The following is a 17,284-nucleotide window of genomic DNA, read 5'->3' as shown; positions in this document are numbered from 1 at the left end:
AGGGCCGCCGTCGTTTTGTTGTTGGAATTACAAGATTATTCGCATAAAAATAGAAAACAAGCCTTTTTAGTGGCAATATTTTGTTCAATCTACAACGAGTGACCTGAATCAACTGGTCCGAATGATCAAGAAAGCCGTTTGTCATCCCATCGACAACGGCTCTTGATCAGCATAGACAATCAGGTCGCCACATCCGTTAGCCTGGAGTTCTACACATGCATCCCCGCGTCCTTGAGGTCACCGAACGGCTTATCGCCCGCAGCCGCGCAACCCGCGAGGCTTACCTTGCGCTCATTCGCGGTGCGGCCAGCGACGGTCCGATGCGCGGCAAGCTGCAATGCGCCAACTTCGCCCATGGCGTGGCCGGTTGCGGCACCGAAGACAAGAACAGCCTGCGAATGATGAACTCCGCGAACATCGCGATTGTTTCGTCATATAACGACATGCTCTCGGCGCATCAGCCGTACGAAGTCTTTCCTGAACTGATCAAAAAATCCCTGCGCGAAATCGGCTCCGTCGGCCAGTTCGCCGGCGGCACCCCGGCGATGTGCGATGGCGTGACCCAAGGCGAGCCGGGCATGGAACTGAGCCTGCCAAGCCGTGAAGTGATCGCGCTGTCCACCGCTGTTGCCCTTTCCCACAACATGTTCGATGGCGCGCTGATGCTCGGCATCTGCGACAAGATCGTGCCGGGCCTGATGATGGGCGCGTTGCGCTTCGGTCATCTGCCGATGATTTTCGTACCAGGCGGGCCGATGGTCTCGGGCATTTCCAACAAGCAGAAAGCCGATGTGCGTCAGCGCTATGCCGAAGGCAAGGCCTCGCGCGAAGAGCTGCTGGAATCGGAAATGAACTCCTACCACAGCCCCGGCACCTGCACCTTCTACGGCACCGCCAACACCAACCAGTTGCTGATGGAAGTCATGGGGCTGCACTTGCCGGGCGCCTCTTTCGTCAACCCGAACACGCCGTTGCGCGATGCCCTGACCCGCGAAGCGGCGCATCAGGTCACGCGCCTGACCAAGCAGAATGGCAACTTCATGCCGATCGGCGAAATCGTCGATGAGCGTTCGCTGGTCAACTCCATCGTGGCGCTGCACGCCACCGGCGGTTCGACCAACCACACGTTGCACATGCCGGCGATTGCCATGGCGGCGGGCATTCAACTGACCTGGCAGGACATGGCCGACCTCTCCGAAGTCGTGCCGACCCTGAGCCACGTCTACCCGAACGGCAAAGCCGACATCAACCACTTCCAGGCGGCGGGCGGCATGTCGTTCCTGATCCGCGAACTGCTGGAAGCCGGCCTGCTCCACGAAAACGTCAACACGGTTCTGGGCCACGGCCTGAGCCGCTACACCAAGGAACCGTTCCTCGATAACGGTGAGCTGGTATGGCGCGAAGGCGTCACCGACAGCCTCGATGAAACCATCCTGCGTCCAGTCGCTCGAGCGTTCTCGCCCGAGGGCGGCTTGCGCGTGATGGAAGGCAACCTCGGCCGTGGCGTGATGAAAGTCTCGGCAGTCGCCTTGGAAAACCAGATCGTCGAAGCACCGGCGATGGTGTTCCAGGATCAGCAGGATCTGGCCGATGCGTTCAAGGCCGGTTTACTGGAGAAGGACTTTGTCGCGGTGATGCGCTTCCAGGGCCCGCGCTCCAACGGCATGCCGGAACTGCACAAGATGACGCCGTTCCTTGGCGTGCTGCAGGATCGCGGCTTCAAAGTCGCGCTGGTCACCGACGGACGCATGTCCGGCGCCTCGGGGAAAATCCCGGCGGCGATTCACGTCAGCCCCGAAGCTTATGTGGGCGGCGCTTTGGCGCGAGTCCAAGAGGGCGATATCATCCGCGTCGATGGCGTCAAAGGCACCCTGGAGCTTAAGGTGGACGCCGCCGAATTTGCTGCGCGCGAACCTGCCAAAGGCCTGTTGGGCAACAACATTGGCACCGGTCGCGAACTGTTTGGTTTCATGCGCATGGCCTTCAGCTCCGCAGAGCAGGGCGCCAGCGCCTTTACTTCTGCCCTGGAGACGCTTAATTGAAACTGGCTTTGGTCGGTGACATCGGTGGGACCAACGCACGTTTCGCGTTGTGGAAAAACCAGCAGCTGGAATCGGTCCAGGTGCTGGCAACGGCAGATTTTCCCAGCCCGGAAGAGGCGATCAGCGTCTATCTGAACGGGCAGGAGCTGGCGCCGGGCTCGATTGGTTCCGTGTGTCTGTCAGTGGCCGGCCCGGTAAGCGGTGATGAATTCAAGTTCACCAACAATCACTGGCGCCTCAGCCGCAAGGCGTTCTGCCAGACCTTGCAAGTGGAGCAACTGCTGCTGGTCAACGACTTCTCGGCGATGGCGCTGGGCATGACCCGTTTGCAGCCAGGCGAATTCCGCGTGGTTTGCGAAGGCACGCCGGAACCGTTGCGCCCGGCGGTGGTGATTGGTCCGGGCACGGGGTTGGGCGTCGGTACTTTGCTCGATCTCGGCGAAGGGCGTTTTGCTGCATTGCCGGGCGAGGGTGGCCACGTCGATTTGCCGTTGAGCAGTCCGCGTGAAACTCAGTTGTGGCAGCACATCTTCAACGAGATCGGGCATGTCAGCGCGGAAACGGCGTTGAGTGGCAGCGGCTTGCCGCGCGTCTATCGGGCGATTTGCGCGGTGGACGGGCACACGCCTGTGCTCGAAACGCCGGAAGCGATTACCGCCGCCGGCCTGGCGGGTGATCCGATTGCGCTGGAAGTGCTGGAACAGTTCTGTTGCTGGCTCGGTCGCGTGGCGGGCAACAACGTGCTCACCACGGGCGCGCGCGGTGGTGTGTTTATCGTCGGTGGGGTGATTCCACGGTTTGCCGATTTCTTTCTCGAAAGCGGTTTTGCACGGTGCTTCGCCGACAAGGGTTGCATGAGCGATTACTTCAAGGGGATTCCGGTGTGGCTGGTGACGGCGCCGTATTCCGGGCTGATGGGGGCGGGTGTGGCGCTCGATCAATCAATCCCCGCTTGAAATGCAATCAAAATGTAGGAGTGAGCCTGCTCGCGATGACGGCGTATCAATCGACAGAAATGTTGAATGTGAAACCGCAATCGCGAGCAGGCTCACTCCTACAGTGGTTTTGTGGTGTTTGTAAAATCGGTGCTTAAGGCATAATCCGCCCAATTCAAACAACAAGGACGCCGCCCCGTGAGCTCAGTCAACAAGTCGATTTTGTTGGTCGATGACGATCAAGAGATACGCGAGTTGCTGGACACCTACCTGACCCGCGCGGGTTTCCAGGTACGTACCACGCCCGACGGCGCCGGTTTTCGCCAGGCGTTGAACGATGCGCCGAGCGATCTGGTGATCCTCGACGTGATGCTGCCCGACGAAGACGGCTTCAGCCTCTGCCGCTGGATCCGCCAGCACCCGCGTCAGGCGCAAGTACCGATCATCATGCTCACCGCCAGCTCCGACGAAGCCGACCGCGTCATCGGCCTGGAACTGGGCGCCGACGACTACCTTGGCAAACCCTTCAGCCCCCGTGAATTGCAGGCGCGGATCAAAGCCTTGTTGCGTCGTGCGCAATTCGGCCAGGAACGTTCCGGCAGTGAAGTGCTGGCCTTTGATGACTGGCGACTGGACATGGTCAGCCATCGGCTGTTCCACATCGATGGCGAAGAAGTGATTCTCTCCGGCGCCGATTTCGCCCTGCTGAAACTATTCCTCGATCACCCCCAGGAAATCCTCGACCGCGACACCATCGGCAACGCCACCCGTGGCCGCGACCTGATGCCGCTGGACCGGATCGTCGACATGGCCGTCAGCCGTTTGCGCCAACGCCTGCGCGATACCGAAAAACCGCCGCGACTGATTCGCACCGTGCGCGGCAGCGGTTATCAGTTGGCGGCCAATGTGGTTGCCAGCAATGGTCACTGAGGTGTTGCGCAAGCTCGCGGCAAAGGTTCCGGTCCCGCGTTCGCTGCTCGGGCGGATGTTGCTGCTGACCTTGCTGGCGGTGTTGTTCGCGCAGACGTTGTCGAGCGTGATCTGGGTCTCGCAATTGCGCGCCACGCAGTTGGAAGGCCTGGTCACCAGCGCCCGCAGCCTTGCCCATTCGATGACCGCCAGTGTCAGTTACTTTCGCTCGTTGCCGGTGGCGTTCAGGCCGCTGGTGCTCGACCAGTTGCGCAGCATGGGCGGCACCCGTTTCGTGGTGACCCTCAACGACAAACCGCTGGGCATGGAAGTGCTGCCGATCACCCCGCGCAAAGCAGCGGTGCTCAAAGCGGTGGACGAAGTGCTGCGCCAGTCGCTTGGCCAGGACACCGATATCTCGGTGACCTTTGTCAGCCCCGAAGACCTGCGGATCTTCAACGGTGGCCTGAAACTGGATGAGCTGCCGCGTTCCTGGGCGCATTACGCACTGACCCTTGAACCGGTGAATCCACCGGTGCTGGTTACGCAAATCCAGATGGCACCGGGCGAGTGGCTGTACATCGCCTCGCTGTTGCCCGAGCCGTACACCAGTCTTGAAGAGCAAGGCCTGCCCGCGCAGCAAGTCTGGTTCATCGTCCTCACCAGCGGCTTTTTGCTGTTGTTCATCGGCCTGCTGGTGCACTGGCAGAGCCGGCCGCTCAAGCGTTTGGCACGGGCGGCGCGGGACATGTCCCTCGGGGCGGAAGTCGAACCGGTGGCCGAAGGCGGCGGCAGTGAAGTGGTCGAAGTGGGTCGCGCCTTCAACGCGATGCGCGAACGTATCAGCCGTTACCTGACTGAACGCAGCCAGTTGTTCAGCGCGATTTCCCACGATTTGCGCACGCCGATTACCCGCTTGCGCCTGCGTGTCGAACTGCTGGAAGACGAAAAGCTGCAAGCCAAATTCGGTCGTGATCTCGATGAATTGGAGCTGCTGGTCAAAGGCGCGCTGCAATGCGTGAAAGACACCGACATCCACGAAAACATCGAGCAGGTGGACCTCAATCATGTACTCGATTGCCTGGTGGAGCCGTATCTGGCGCCCAATGGCAATGGTCGCGTGACCCAGCAGGGTCGGGCGCTGGCGGCGTATCCGGGCAAACCGCTGGCGCTCAAGCGCTGCATCGGCAACCTGATCGACAACGCCTTGAAGTACGGTCAGAACGCGCACCTGCACATCGATGACGACGAGAACGCGTTTGTCCTGCATGTCGATGACGAAGGGCCGGGTGTACCGGAGCAGCGGCTGGAGCAGGTGTTCGAGCCGCACTTTCGCCTGGCCGGGCAGCAGCAGGGTTATGGGTTGGGGTTGGGCATTGCGCGCAACATTGCCCATAGCCATGGCGGGGAAGTCAGCCTGCAAAACCTGCGTGAAGGTGGGTTGCGGGTGACGCTCCAATTGCCTCGATCAATCGACTGACACACAACCCTGTAGGAGCCGGCTTGCTGGCGATAGCGGCGTGTCTGACACGCAGCGTTATCGTTGATCGCCAGCAAGCCGGCTCCTACAAAAGCAAATAGACGCCACGCCCTGCAATTGTCACCACTCGGTGACATAACTCGCCCCCTTCGTTACAAGCCCGCCACCGCCCGTTGTTTAGACTGCCCGCAGTCATAACAACAAAAAAGGCACCCCATGGACACCTTCCAACCCGCCTTCAGCAGTTGGCTGAACGCACCGTCCCATCAGCAATGGCTCGCTTCCGAAGGCTTGCGCCTGCTGGCATTCGCCAAGGCGTCGAAGCTCCCCGAGGGTTTCGGCAATCTCGACGAAAAGGGCTGTCTGCCGGCCAGCGCCCATGCCGAAACCATGAACACCGCGCGCATGACCCACAGCTTCGCCATGGCGCACATCCAGGGCTTGCCGGGTTTTGCCGAGCTGGTGGATCACGGCATCAATGCCCTTCGCGGGCCGTTGCGTGATGCCGAGCATGGTGGCTGGTTCGCCACCGCGCATCCCCTTGAAGACAACACCGGCAAGGCCGCTTACCTGCACGCTTTCGTTGCTCTGGCCGCCAGTTCCGCCGTGGTGGCGCGGCGTCCCGGCGCACAGGCCTTGCTCGATGACGCGATCCACATCATCGACTCGTATTTCTGGAGTGAGGAGGAGGGCGCAATGCGCGAATCCTTCAATCGCGACTGGCGTGAAGAGGAAAGTTATCGCGGCGCCAACAGCAACATGCACGCCACCGAAGCCTTCCTCGCGTTGGCCGATGTCACGCAAGACAATCGCTGGTTGTGCCGCGCGCAACGGATCGTCGAGCGCGTGATCCATGGTCACGCAGCCGCCAACGATTACCTGGTGGTCGAGCATTTCGACCGCGACTGGCAGCCGTTGCGCGACTACAACCACGACAACCCGGCCGACGGTTTTCGTCCTTACGGCACCACGCCGGGTCACGGCTTCGAATGGGCCCGGCTGTTGCTGCACCTCGAAGCTGCGCGAGTACAGGCCGGGATGCTGACGCCCGGTTGGCTCGCCACTGACGCGCAAAAACTCTTCGAGCACAACTGCCGCCACGGCTGGGATGTCGATGGGCTACCCGGGATTGTCTACACCCTCGATTGGGATAACCGCGCGGTGGTTCGCCATCGTTTGCACTGGACCCATTGCGAAGCCAGCGCCGCCGCCAGTGCGTTGCTTAAACGTACGGGCGAGGCGCAATACGAAAGCTGGTACCGACTGTTCTGGGAATTTTGTGACAGTCATTTCATCGACCGCTGCGAGGGCAGTTGGTATCACGAGCTCGATCCGCAGAACCGTCCGAGCGCCGATATCTGGGCCGGCAAACCCGATCTCTATCATGCCTGGCAAGCCGTGTTGATTCCGCGCCTGCCGCTGGCACCGAGCATGGCCAGTGCCTTGGCGAGTCTGTCCCAGAGCGGTTCTATGTAACCATGCGGTGACATTCACGCGTCCCTTCGTTACCTGCGAGGGGATGACTCCTGTTTAAAATCCTATGCAGCGCAAGCACCAGACTTGCATGCATAACAACAAGAAAGGTACTACTAGATGAATGCGATTTCTCGCCTCGCTACTGTCATTTCTCTCGCGTCGCTGCTTCCCCTCAGTGCATTTCCTCTCAGTGGCCTTGCCGCCGATTCCAAAGGTTCGGTGGAAGTTGTTCACTGGTGGACGTCGGGTGGTGAAAAAGCAGCGGTCGATGTCCTCAAGGCTCAAGTCGAAAAAGACGGCTTCACCTGGAAGGACGGCGCAGTCGCCGGTGGTGGCGGTTCCACGGCCATGACCGTACTGAAAAGCCGCGCAGTCGCCGGTAACCCGCCAGGCGTTGCCCAGATCAAGGGGCCGGACATCCAGGAGTGGGGCAGCACTGGCCTGCTCAGCACCGACACCCTGAAAGACGTTTCCAAGTCCGAAGGCTGGGATAACCTGCTGATCAAGAAAGTCTCCGACACCGTCAAATACGAAGGCGATTACGTGGCCGTTCCGGTGAACATTCACCGTGTGAACTGGCTGTGGATCAATCCTGAAGTGTTCAAGAAAGCCGGGATCGACAAAGCCCCGACCACCCTCGAAGAATTCTACGCCGCCGGCGACAAACTCAAAGCCGCCGGCTTCATCGCGCTCGCCCACGGTGGTCAGCCTTGGCAAGACAGCACCGTGTTTGAAGACGTGGTGCTCTCGGTCATGGGCGCCGATGGTTACAAAAAAGCGTTGGTAGACCTGGATCAGAAAACCCTGTCCGGGCCGGAAATGACCAAGTCGTTCACCGAGCTGAAAAAACTCACCGGCTACATGGACCCGAACCGCGCCGGTCGTGACTGGAACATCGCTGCCGCCGACGTCATCAACGGCAAGGCCGGTATGCAGATGATGGGCGACTGGGCGAAAAGCGAATGGACTGCGGCGAAGAAAGTCGCCGGCAAGGACTACCAGTGCGTGCCGTTCCCTGGCACCGAAAAAGCCTTCACCTACAACATCGACTCGATGGCTGTATTCAAGTTGAAAGCTGATCGCAAGGGTGACATCGCCGCCCAGCAAGACCTGGCCAAGGTTGCTCTGGGTACCGACTTCCAGAAAGTCTTCAGCATCAACAAAGGTTCGATCCCGGTCCGTACCGACATGCTGAACGAGATGGACAAGCTCGGTTTCGACGCCTGCGCTCAAACCGCTGCCAAGGACTTCCTGGCGGACGAGAAAACCGGCGGCCTGCAACCAAGCATGGCGCACAACATGGCCACTTCCCTGGCCGTGCAAGGCGCGATCTTCGACGTGGTCACCAACTTCATGAACGACAAGGACGCTGACCCGGCCAAGGCCAGCGCCCAACTGGCATCGGCTGTCAAAGCCGCCCAGTAATCCCTGAGGCCGCGGGCTCGCCTGCGGCAATTTTCTGGGACCGTTCCCCTTGTAGGAGCGAGGCTTGCCCGCGAAAGCAGTCTGACATTCAACAGAGTTGTCGACAGTTACGCCGCCTTCGCGGGCAAGCCTCGCTCCTACAGATACTCACTTCTCCAATGGATTATCCCGATGAGCTCTGTGGCGGTTTTCAGCAAAGCCTCACCGTTCGATGCGCTGCAACGCTGGTTACCCAAGTTGGTACTCGCGCCAAGCATGCTCATCGTGTTGGTTGGTTTCTACGGTTACATCATCTGGACATTCGTACTGTCCTTCACCAATTCCAGCTTCATGCCGAGCTACAAATGGGTCGGCCTGCAGCAATACATGCGCTTGATGGACAACGATCGCTGGTGGGTCGCGAGCAAGAACCTCGCGCTCTTCGGCGGCATGTTCATCGGCATCAGCCTGGTATTGGGCGTGTTCCTCGCGGTGTTGCTGGACCAGCGCATTCGCAAGGAAGGCTTCATTCGCACCGTTTACCTGTACCCGATGGCGCTGTCGATGATCGTCACCGGTACCGCCTGGAAATGGCTGCTCAACCCAGGCCTGGGCCTGGACAAAATGCTGCGTGACTGGGGCTGGGAAGGCTTCCGTCTCGACTGGCTGGTGGATCAGGATCGCGTCGTTTACTGCCTGGTGATCGCTGCCGTGTGGCAAGCCTCCGGGTTTGTGATGGCGATGTTCCTGGCCGGTCTGCGCGGTGTCGATCAGTCGATCATCCGTGCCGCGCAAGTCGACGGTGCGAGCCTGCCGACCATCTATTTGAAGATCGTCCTGCCGAGCCTGCGCCCGGTGTTTTTCAGCGCCTTCATGATCCTCGCGCACATCGCAATCAAGAGCTTTGACCTGGTGGCGGCGATGACGGCGGGCGGTCCCGGCTACTCGTCCGACCTGCCGGCGATGTTCATGTATTCCTTCACCTTCAGCCGTGGCCAGATGGGCATCGGTTCGGCCAGCGCCATGCTGATGCTCGGTGCCGTGCTGACCATCCTCGTGCCGTACCTGTACTCCGAGCTGCGAGGCAAACGCCATGACTAATCAACTCGGAAAACCGACGCTGAGTTTCAGCCGCATCGCGATTTACGCCACGCTTCTGCTGGCTGCTGCGGTGTACCTGATTCCGCTGATCGTGATGCTGCTGACCAGCTTCAAATCCCCGGAAGACATCCGTACCGGCAACCTGCTGAGCTGGCCGACCGTCATTGACGGCATCGGCTGGATCAAGGCCTGGGACGTGGTCGGCGGGTACTTCTGGAACTCGGTGAAAATCACCGTGCCGGCGGTTTTTATCTCGACCTTCATCGGTGCCATGAACGGCTACGTGCTGTCGATGTGGCGCTTCCGTGGCTCACAGTTGTTCTTCGGCCTGCTGCTGTTTGGCTGCTTCCTGCCATTCCAGACCGTGTTGCTGCCGGCTTCGTTCACCCTCGGCAAGTTCGGCCTGGCCAACACCACCACCGGTCTGGTGCTGGTGCACGTGGTCTACGGGCTGGCGTTCACCACGCTGTTCTTCCGTAACTACTACGTGAGCATTCCGGATGCGCTGGTCAAGGCTGCACGCCTGGATGGCGCAGGCTTCTTCACGATTTTCTGGAAGATCCTGCTGCCGATGTCGATCCCGATCGTGATGGTTTGCCTTATCTGGCAGTTCACCCAGATCTGGAATGACTTCCTGTTCGGCGTGGTCTTCGCCAGTGGCGATGCCCAGCCAATTACCGTGGCCCTGAACAACCTGGTCAACACCAGCACCGGGGCCAAGGAATACAACGTTGATATGGCCGCCGCGATGATCGCCGGGCTGCCGACACTGCTGGTCTACATATTCGCTGGCAAGTATTTCCTGCGTGGGCTGACGTCCGGCGCGGTCAAGGGGTAGAAACATGGCAACTCTCGAATTACGCAACGTCAACAAGACCTACGGCGCCGGTTTGCCGGACACCCTGAAAAACATCGAACTGAAGATCGATGACGGGGAATTCCTGATCCTGGTCGGCCCGTCGGGCTGCGGTAAATCCACGCTGATGAACTGCATCGCCGGCCTGGAAACCATCAGCGGCGGCGCGATCCTGGTGGATGACGCCGACATCAGCGGCATGAGCCCCAAGGATCGCGACATCGCCATGGTGTTCCAGTCCTACGCGCTGTACCCGACCATGAGCGTGCGCGACAACATCGCCTTCGGCCTGAAGATTCGCAAAATGCCCGCCGCCGAAATCGACGAAGAAGTCGCTCGCGTCTCCAAGCTGTTGCAGATCGAGCACCTGCTGAGCCGCAAGCCCGGCCAGCTCTCCGGCGGTCAGCAACAGCGTGTGGCGATGGGTCGTGCCCTGGCGCGGCGGCCGAAGATTTACTTGTTCGACGAACCGCTGTCCAACCTCGACGCCAAGCTGCGCGTCGAGATGCGCACCGAAATGAAACTGATGCACCAGCGCCTGAAAACCACCACGGTCTACGTGACCCACGACCAGATCGAAGCGATGACGCTGGGCGACAAAGTGGCGGTGATGAAGGACGGGATCATTCAGCAGTTCGGCACGCCGAAAGACATCTACAACAACCCGGCCAACCTGTTCGTGGCGAGCTTCATCGGTTCGCCGCCGATGAACTTCATTCCCCTGCGTTTGCAACGCAAGGACGGTCGTCTGTTGGCGCTGCTCGACAGCGGTCAGGCGCGCTGCGAATTGCCGTTGGGCATGCAGGACGCCGGTCTGGAAGATCGCGAAGTGATCCTCGGCATGCGCCCTGAGCAGATCGTCCTGGCGGGCAGCGAGCCGAATGGTTTGCCGACCATTCGCGCCGAAGTGCAGGTCACCGAACCGACCGGTCCGGACACGCTGGTGTTCGTCAATCTCAACGACACCAAAGTCTGCTGCCGCCTGGCACCGGACGTTGCGCCGGCCGTGGGCGAGACCCTGACCCTGCAATTCGATCCATCGAAAGTGCTGCTGTTCGATGCCAAGACCGGGGAGCGCCTGGGGGTGGCCGGTCTGCCAAAAACCGAAGTTCACAGCGCCAACGTAACCCAATTTAAAGGCCGCTGAAGATCAAATGTAGGAGCCGGCTTGCTGGCGATGGCGGTGTGTCATTCAACGCAAATTTCGACTGACACACCGCCATCGCCAGCAAGCCGGCTCCTACAGGGGGGATATGCGGTGGATGGCCTGTTATCCGCCGCAACCGATGTAACCGCGTTAGATAAAAACAGTTAATAACAATAAAACGAGGATGTAGGGATGAAGAAGAACAACAACGCTCAGCTTATCTGCCAGTTGTCGGCAATTGCGGCAATGATGCTGGCCGGTAGTGTGCACGCGGCTGACGCGTTCAGCGCCGATTCCGAATGGATGACCGGTGATTGGGGTGGTGAGCGGACCAAGCTGATCGAGCAAGGCATCGACATCAAGATGGACTACGTCGGTGAAGTGGGCAGCAACCTTCACGGCGGCTTCAACGACGACAAGACAGCGCGTTATGCCGACCAGTTTGGTTTGGGCGTGGCACTGGACCTGCAAAAACTGTGGGGCTGGGATAACACCCAGGCGAAGATCCAGCTGACCAACCGTAACGGCGAGAACATCTCCAATGACCGTGTCGGCGACCCGCGTGCCGGCACCTTGAGTTCTTCCCAGGAAGTCTACGGGCGTGGCCATATGGTCCGTCTGACCCAGTTGTGGATCAAACACCAGTTCCTCGACGGCAAACTGGACGTCAAGGCCGGTTACTTCGGCGAAGGCGAAGACTTCAACACCTTCCCTTGCGAGTTCCAGAACCTGGCGTTCTGCGGTTCCCAGGTGGGTAACTGGGCGACCAACATCTGGTACAACTGGCCGGTCATGCAGGCTGCGGTTCGCGTGAAGTACAACATCTCGCCTGAGTTCTATGCGCAGATCGGCGCGTACAACCAGAACACGTCGCAACTGGAGCACGGTAACGGCTTCAAGCTCAGCGGTAGTGGTACCAACGGCACCGTCCTGCCGGTGGAGTTGGTCTGGTTGCCTAACCCTAACAACCTGCCGGGCGAATACCGTGTCGGTTACTACAAAAGCACGGCTGATGCCAATGACGTTCGTGAAGACGACAACGGTGCTGATGCTGCCACCAGCGGCAACGCTTACCGCAGCCACGACAGCAAGTCCGGCTACTGGTTCGTGGCGCAGCAACAGCTGACCGACCACAACGGTGACAAGAGCCGCGGCCTGACCGTTTCGGCCAACGCCACGTTCCACGACAAGGACACCAACTTCGTCGACAACTACCAGTCGTTGATGTTTGTGTACAAAGGCCCGTTCGATGCTCGTCCGAAAGATGACGTCGGTATCGGTTTTGCGCGTATCCATGTCAACGATGACGTGAAGAAAAACGCCGAGCTGGTCAACGCCGCCAACAATGTCACGGACTACAACGATCCACGGTTCTCGCCACTGCGTACCACCGAGTACAACTACGAGATCAACTACGGCTTCCACGTTACCAACTGGCTGACCGTGCGTCCTAACCTGCAATACATCACTCACCCGGGCGGTGTGGATGAAGTCGATAACGCGCTGGTCGCCGGCCTGAAAATTCAGTCGGTGTTCTAACGCTGTTGCGATAAGCTCCTCTCTATGTGCGCATTTTTGCGGACAGCCCAGGCTGTCCGCTTTTTTTTGGGGGGCGGCACACCCCGGTGACAGCTGATTTTCAGGACCGTGGCACATGCATGAGCATCCGCTACAACGCTTCTTCAAATCCTTGCGCGAACGTCCGGTGTTTGCGTGGGAGCGCTATCAGATGCGCGACGTTCTGGTGATCGATCACCCGCTGTGTCAGGCGGTGTTCAGTCGTCAGGGCGCGCAGTTGCTGCACTTTCAGCCCAAAGGCCAGAAGCCCTGGCTCTGGTGCGCGGCGAAGTGGCCGCATGTCGGTGCGATTCGCGGCGGCGTGCCGGTGTGCTGGCCGTGGTATGGCCGCCATCCGAGCGAAAACGCCTGGCCGTCCCATGGCTGGGCACGCTTGCTGGACTGGAAGCTGCTCGACAGCAGTCATGACGAAGACGGCGTGCGCCTGCACTGGCAATTGCAGTTGTGTGACTGGCAAGTGGACCTGCACGCCCACCTTGGCGAGCGCATGGAGTTGCGCCTGAGCACCGAGCATCAGGACAGCCTGCCGTGCCAATTGAGCCAGGCATTGCACGCCTATTGGCGTATTGGTGATGTCGGTGAGATAGCGCTGTCTGGGCTCGACGGGGCGCAAGGTTACGACCAGTTGAACCGCCAGGTTTGCCAGCAGGAAGGCGAGTTGCGGGTAGAGGGCGGCTGCCAGCGGGTGTTCCAGCATGACGGCGAATTGCAACTCAAGGACCACGCCTGGCAGCGGCAATTGTGCATCGATACCGGGGATGATGCGGACACGGTGGTCTGGCATCCGGGGACGCGTCCATTGCTGGGGGTGAGCTGGAATGAGATTTCCGAGTTTGTGTGTGTGGAAGCGGCGAGCGGCGGGACCGATAGCTTGAGCCTGGCGCCGGGGCAGAAGGCGCATTTGAGTTTGCAGGCGCGGGTCGGGGTTTAGATCAGGATCCGCGGTGTTTTGGCGGCCGCCATCGCGAGCAGGCTCACTCCCACAAGGATTTGTGGTGGTCACAAATGTTGCGACCAATGGAGATCCACTGTGGGAGCGAGCCTGCTCGCGATGAGGCCGGGTCAGACAACGAAGGTGTTAATTAAACTCATCCCCAATCGGATACCGGCTCGCATTCAAACTCTCTTTGATCTTGCGCAAATGCGGCTGGAAATCCACGCCACGGCGCAAGGTCATGCCGGTCGCCAGCACGTCCAGCACGGTGAGCTGAATGATCCGCGAAGTCATCGGCATGTAGATGTCGGTGTCTTCCGGCAGCGGAATGTTCAGGCTCAAGGTACTGGCCTTGGCCAGCGGCGAACCTTCAGCGGTCAAGCCGAGCACTGATGCACCGTTTTCCCGGGCGATACGCGCCACTTCCACCAGCTCGCGGGTGCGACCGGTGTAGGAAATGATCACGAACAACTCGCCGGTGTGGGCCACGGAGGCAATCATGCGCTGCATCAGTACGTCCGCATGGGCGGTGACGGCCAGGTTGAAGCGGAAGAATTTGTGTTGCGCATCCAGCGCCACCGGGGCTGAGGCGCCGAGGCCGAAGAAGTGGATCTGCCGGGCCTGGATCAGCAAGTCGACGGCGCGGCTGATCAGGTTCGGGTCAAGCGCCTGCAAGGCACTGTCCAGCGACGCGATGGCGCTGCCGAAAATCTTCTTGGTATAGGCTTCCGGATTGTCGTCGGCCTCGACCGCACGGCTGACATACGCCGCGCCGCTGGCCAGGCTCTGGGCGAGCTGAAGCTTGAGTTCCGGGTAGCCGCTGACGCCGAACGAACGGCAGAAACGGTTGACCGTCGGCTCGCTGACCTTGGAGGCCTGGGCGAGGGCGGCGATGCTGAACCGGGTGGCCTGCTGTGGGTTGAGCAGGATCACTTCGGCGACTTTGCGTTCCGCCTTGTTCAGGTCTTCAAGGCGATTCTGGATCTGTTCCAGTAAATTTCGCACGCGGTCCATATGATTTCCTTGGTGCACCTACACGAGTGCACTGCGATGCAAATAAGGGTGTTGCTATGCAAATTTGGCCTTTGTTAGGGCCCCAAGCGGTGGCCTATCCTACTTATGGCACCAACCGACCACCACTCGGAATCTGTATTTTGCGAAAATGTTGTGGTTATTACTACATTTTCTCTTGAGCGATGCCTTGAAAAAAGGTATTTGTAGCTTAACTTGATAAAAGAACAAACATCATGCCTTCGATTACGGTTGAACCGTGCACCTTTGCCTTGTTCGGCGCGCTTGGCGATCTGGCCCTGCGCAAGCTGTTTCCTGCCCTCTATCAACTCGATGGCGCAGGCCTGCTGCATGAGGACACGCGCATCATCGCGCTGGCCCGTGAGCCCGGTAGCGAACAGGAGCATCTGGCGTTCATCGCTTCCGAGCTGCGCCGCTACGTCGGTGCCAAAGAGCTGGACGAGGCGGTGGTCGAGCGCTTCCTGTCTCGTTTGAGCTATCTGCACGTCGATTTCCTCAAGGCTGACGATTACCTCGCCCTGGCCGAACTGGCCGGCAGCGCCCAGCGGGTGATTGCCTATTTCGCCACGCCGGCCGCCGTTTATGGCGCGATCTGCGAGAACCTGGCGAAGGTCGGTCTGGCCGAGAACACCCGCGTAGTGCTGGAAAAGCCGATCGGTTCGGACCTCGAATCCTCGCGCAAGGTCAACGACGCCGTGGCGCAGTTCTTCCCGGAGAACCGCACCTACCGCATCGACCACTACCTGGGCAAAGAGACCGTTCAAAACCTCATCGCCCTGCGTTTCGCCAACAGCCTGTTCGAAACCCAGTGGAACCAGAATTACATTTCCCACGTGGAAATCACCGTGGCCGAGAAGGTCGGGATCGAAGGTCGCTGGGGCTACTTCGACAAGGCCGGTCAGCTGCGGGACATGATCCAGAATCACCTGCTGCAACTGCTCTGCCTGATCGCCATGGACCCGCCGGCCGACCTGTCCGCCGACAGCATCCGTGACGAGAAAGTCAAAGTGCTCAAGGCGCTGGCGCCGATCAGCCCGGAAGGCCTGACCACGCAAGTGGTGCGCGGCCAGTACATCGCCGGTTACAGCGAAGGCAAATCAGTTCCCGGCTACCTGGAAGAACCGAATTCCAACACCCAGAGCGACACCGAAACCTTCGTCGCCCTGCGTGCCGACATCCGCAACTGGCGTTGGGCCGGCGTGCCGTTCTACCTGCGTACCGGCAAGCGCATGCCGCAAAAGCTGTCGCAGATCGTCATCCACTTCAAGGAACCGTCGCACTACATCTTCGCTCCGGAGCAGCGCCTGCAGATCAGCAACAAGCTGATTATCCGCCTGCAACCGGACGAAGGCATTTCCTTGCGTGTGATGACCAAAGAACAAGGCCTGGACAAGGGTATGCAGCTGCGCAGCGGTCCGTTGCAGCTGAATTTTTCCGACACCTGGCGCAGCGCACGGATCCCCGATGCCTACGAGCGGTTGTTGCTGGAAGTGATGCGTGGCAATCAGAACCTGTTTGTCCGTAAAGATGAAATCGAAGCCGCGTGGAAGTGGTGTGACCAGTTGATCGCCGGGTGGAAAAAATCCGGTGATGCGCCCAAGCCGTACGCGGCCGGGTCCTGGGGACCAATGAGCTCCATTGCTCTGATCACGCGGGACGGGAGGTCGTGGTATGGCGATATCTGATTTGAAACTGCCGCAGGGCGTCAGCGCCCATGCGTTCAAAAGCCCGGTGCTGCTGGCCGAAGGCCTGGCACTGCAGGTGGCCAGGCAACTGAGCGAGGCGATCGATGCTCGAGGCACGGCCACGCTGGTGGTGTCCGGCGGGCGCAGTCCGGTGGCGTTTTTCCAGCACCTGGCCAAGCAGACGCTGGACTGGTCGAACGTGGTGGTCAGTCTGGCGGACGAGCGCTGGGTGCCGGTTGAACATGCCGACAGCAATGCCGGTCTGCTCAAGCGTTACCTGTTGCAAGGCCCGGCGGCCAAGGCTCAGTTCCTGAGCCTGTACAGCGCCACCGCGAACCTGGAGCAAGCGTCCGAACAGGCTGATCGCCTGCTCGCCGAGCTGCCGACGATTGACGTGCTGGTGCTGGGCATGGGCGACGACGGCCACACCGCGTCGCTGTTCCCGAATAGCCCGAACCTGACCGATGCCTTGAAAACCGACGGCAAGCGTCGTTGCTACCCGATGCTGGCGCCAACTGTGCCGCATCAGCGCCTGACCATGAGTCGTGCGCTGCTGGCCTCGGCCAAACACAAGATTCTGTCGATTTCCGGTCAGTCCAAGCTGACCACCCTGAGTTTCGCGCTGGCCGGTGACGATGTCGCCGAAATGCCGGTGCGCGCCTTTCTGCAACCCACGTTAGAGATTTACTGGTGCCCATGAGCCAA

14 protein-coding genes are annotated in these 17,284 nt (G+C 60.0%); 13 read left to right on the top strand and 1 reads right to left on the bottom strand.

Going from position 1 to position 17,284, the window contains the following annotated elements:
- Window positions 1–215 precede the first annotated feature (215 nt).
- From edd to IB254_RS09005, 11 genes are all read left to right on the top strand, one after another.
- Window positions 216–2,042: a phosphogluconate dehydratase gene (edd, locus tag IB254_RS09055; protein ID WP_192417074.1), complete on the top strand. Its 1,827-nt coding sequence runs from the start codon at window positions 216–218 to the stop codon at window positions 2,040–2,042.
- On the top strand, window positions 2,039–2,998 hold the full coding sequence (locus IB254_RS09050) for a glucokinase (protein WP_192417073.1): 960 nt from the start codon (window positions 2,039–2,041) through the stop codon (window positions 2,996–2,998). Before edd ends, IB254_RS09050 begins: the two co-directional genes overlap by 4 nt.
- A gap of 177 nt (window positions 2,999–3,175) precedes the next feature.
- Complete coding sequence (locus IB254_RS09045) at window positions 3,176–3,907, top strand: response regulator (RefSeq protein WP_008031015.1); 732 nt, start codon at window positions 3,176–3,178, stop codon at window positions 3,905–3,907.
- Window positions 3,897–5,366, top strand: a complete 1,470-nt coding sequence (locus tag IB254_RS09040; RefSeq protein WP_192229115.1) for an ATP-binding protein — start codon at window positions 3,897–3,899, stop codon at window positions 5,364–5,366. The genes IB254_RS09045 and IB254_RS09040 overlap by 11 nt, the downstream gene beginning before the upstream one ends.
- Before the next feature lie 216 nt (window positions 5,367–5,582).
- On the top strand, window positions 5,583–6,842 hold the full coding sequence (locus IB254_RS09035) for an AGE family epimerase/isomerase (protein ID WP_192417072.1): 1,260 nt from the start codon (window positions 5,583–5,585) through the stop codon (window positions 6,840–6,842).
- A 117-nt stretch (window positions 6,843–6,959) separates the two neighbouring features.
- Window positions 6,960–8,267, top strand: coding sequence for an ABC transporter substrate-binding protein (locus IB254_RS09030; protein ID WP_192417071.1), 1,308 nt, complete (start codon window positions 6,960–6,962; stop codon window positions 8,265–8,267).
- Window positions 8,268–8,438: 171 nt separating this feature from the next.
- The gene (locus IB254_RS09025; protein WP_084319029.1) at window positions 8,439–9,347 is read left to right on the top strand and encodes a carbohydrate ABC transporter permease; all 909 of its coding nucleotides are present in this window, start codon (window positions 8,439–8,441) and stop codon (window positions 9,345–9,347) included.
- Window positions 9,340–10,185, top strand: a complete 846-nt coding sequence (locus IB254_RS09020) for a carbohydrate ABC transporter permease (RefSeq protein WP_008032971.1) — start codon at window positions 9,340–9,342, stop codon at window positions 10,183–10,185. The genes IB254_RS09025 and IB254_RS09020 overlap by 8 nt, the downstream gene beginning before the upstream one ends.
- Window positions 10,186–10,189: 4 nt before the next feature.
- Complete coding sequence (locus IB254_RS09015) at window positions 10,190–11,350, top strand: ABC transporter ATP-binding protein (protein ID WP_192417070.1); 1,161 nt, start codon at window positions 10,190–10,192, stop codon at window positions 11,348–11,350.
- 192 nt (window positions 11,351–11,542) lie between these two features.
- Window positions 11,543–12,889, top strand: a complete 1,347-nt coding sequence (locus IB254_RS09010) for a carbohydrate porin (protein WP_192229117.1) — start codon at window positions 11,543–11,545, stop codon at window positions 12,887–12,889.
- 115 nt (window positions 12,890–13,004) lie between these two features.
- Window positions 13,005–13,859, top strand: coding sequence for a D-hexose-6-phosphate mutarotase (locus tag IB254_RS09005; protein ID WP_192417069.1), 855 nt, complete (start codon window positions 13,005–13,007; stop codon window positions 13,857–13,859).
- Between the two features lie 147 nt (window positions 13,860–14,006).
- Here IB254_RS09005 and IB254_RS09000 read toward each other — a convergent pair whose 3' ends face one another.
- Entirely contained in the window at window positions 14,007–14,867 is an 861-nt protein-coding gene (locus tag IB254_RS09000; protein WP_177318169.1) for a MurR/RpiR family transcriptional regulator, read from the bottom strand.
- Window positions 14,868–15,109: 242 nt separating this feature from the next.
- Between IB254_RS09000 and zwf the strand changes: the two genes are divergently transcribed.
- Complete coding sequence (gene zwf, locus IB254_RS08995) at window positions 15,110–16,579, top strand: glucose-6-phosphate dehydrogenase (RefSeq protein ID WP_008032976.1); 1,470 nt, start codon at window positions 15,110–15,112, stop codon at window positions 16,577–16,579.
- Complete coding sequence (gene pgl, locus IB254_RS08990; RefSeq protein ID WP_192417068.1) at window positions 16,566–17,279, top strand: 6-phosphogluconolactonase; 714 nt, start codon at window positions 16,566–16,568, stop codon at window positions 17,277–17,279. The genes zwf and pgl overlap by 14 nt, the downstream gene beginning before the upstream one ends.
- Window positions 17,280–17,284 lie beyond the last annotated feature (5 nt).

Origin of the sequence: Pseudomonas sp. PDM03 (assembly GCF_014852385.1) — a bacterium.
Lineage (GTDB): Bacteria > Pseudomonadota > Gammaproteobacteria > Pseudomonadales > Pseudomonadaceae > Aquipseudomonas > Aquipseudomonas migulae.
The sequence above is the reverse complement of the archived record's forward strand: the minus strand, read 5'-3'. Positions and strand labels throughout refer to the sequence as shown.

Excerpts from the sequence above, each read along its gene's own strand:
- IB254_RS09020 (WP_008032971.1), top strand. The coding sequence starts at position 9,340 with ATGACTAATCAACTCGGAAAACCGACGCTGAGTTTCAGCCGCATCGCG.
- IB254_RS09035 (WP_192417072.1), top strand. The coding sequence starts at position 5,583 with ATGGACACCTTCCAACCCGCCTTCAGCAGTTGGCTGAACGCACCGTCC.
- IB254_RS09030 (WP_192417071.1), top strand. The coding sequence starts at position 6,960 with ATGAATGCGATTTCTCGCCTCGCTACTGTCATTTCTCTCGCGTCGCTG.
- IB254_RS09040 (WP_192229115.1), top strand. The coding sequence starts at position 3,897 with ATGGTCACTGAGGTGTTGCGCAAGCTCGCGGCAAAGGTTCCGGTCCCG.
- edd (WP_192417074.1), top strand. The coding sequence starts at position 216 with ATGCATCCCCGCGTCCTTGAGGTCACCGAACGGCTTATCGCCCGCAGC.
- IB254_RS09005 (WP_192417069.1), top strand. The coding sequence starts at position 13,005 with ATGCATGAGCATCCGCTACAACGCTTCTTCAAATCCTTGCGCGAACGT.
- IB254_RS09010 (WP_192229117.1), top strand. The coding sequence starts at position 11,543 with ATGAAGAAGAACAACAACGCTCAGCTTATCTGCCAGTTGTCGGCAATT.
- zwf (WP_008032976.1), top strand. The coding sequence starts at position 15,110 with ATGCCTTCGATTACGGTTGAACCGTGCACCTTTGCCTTGTTCGGCGCG.
- pgl (WP_192417068.1), top strand. The coding sequence starts at position 16,566 with ATGGCGATATCTGATTTGAAACTGCCGCAGGGCGTCAGCGCCCATGCG.
- IB254_RS09015 (WP_192417070.1), top strand. The coding sequence starts at position 10,190 with ATGGCAACTCTCGAATTACGCAACGTCAACAAGACCTACGGCGCCGGT.
- IB254_RS09025 (WP_084319029.1), top strand. The coding sequence starts at position 8,439 with ATGAGCTCTGTGGCGGTTTTCAGCAAAGCCTCACCGTTCGATGCGCTG.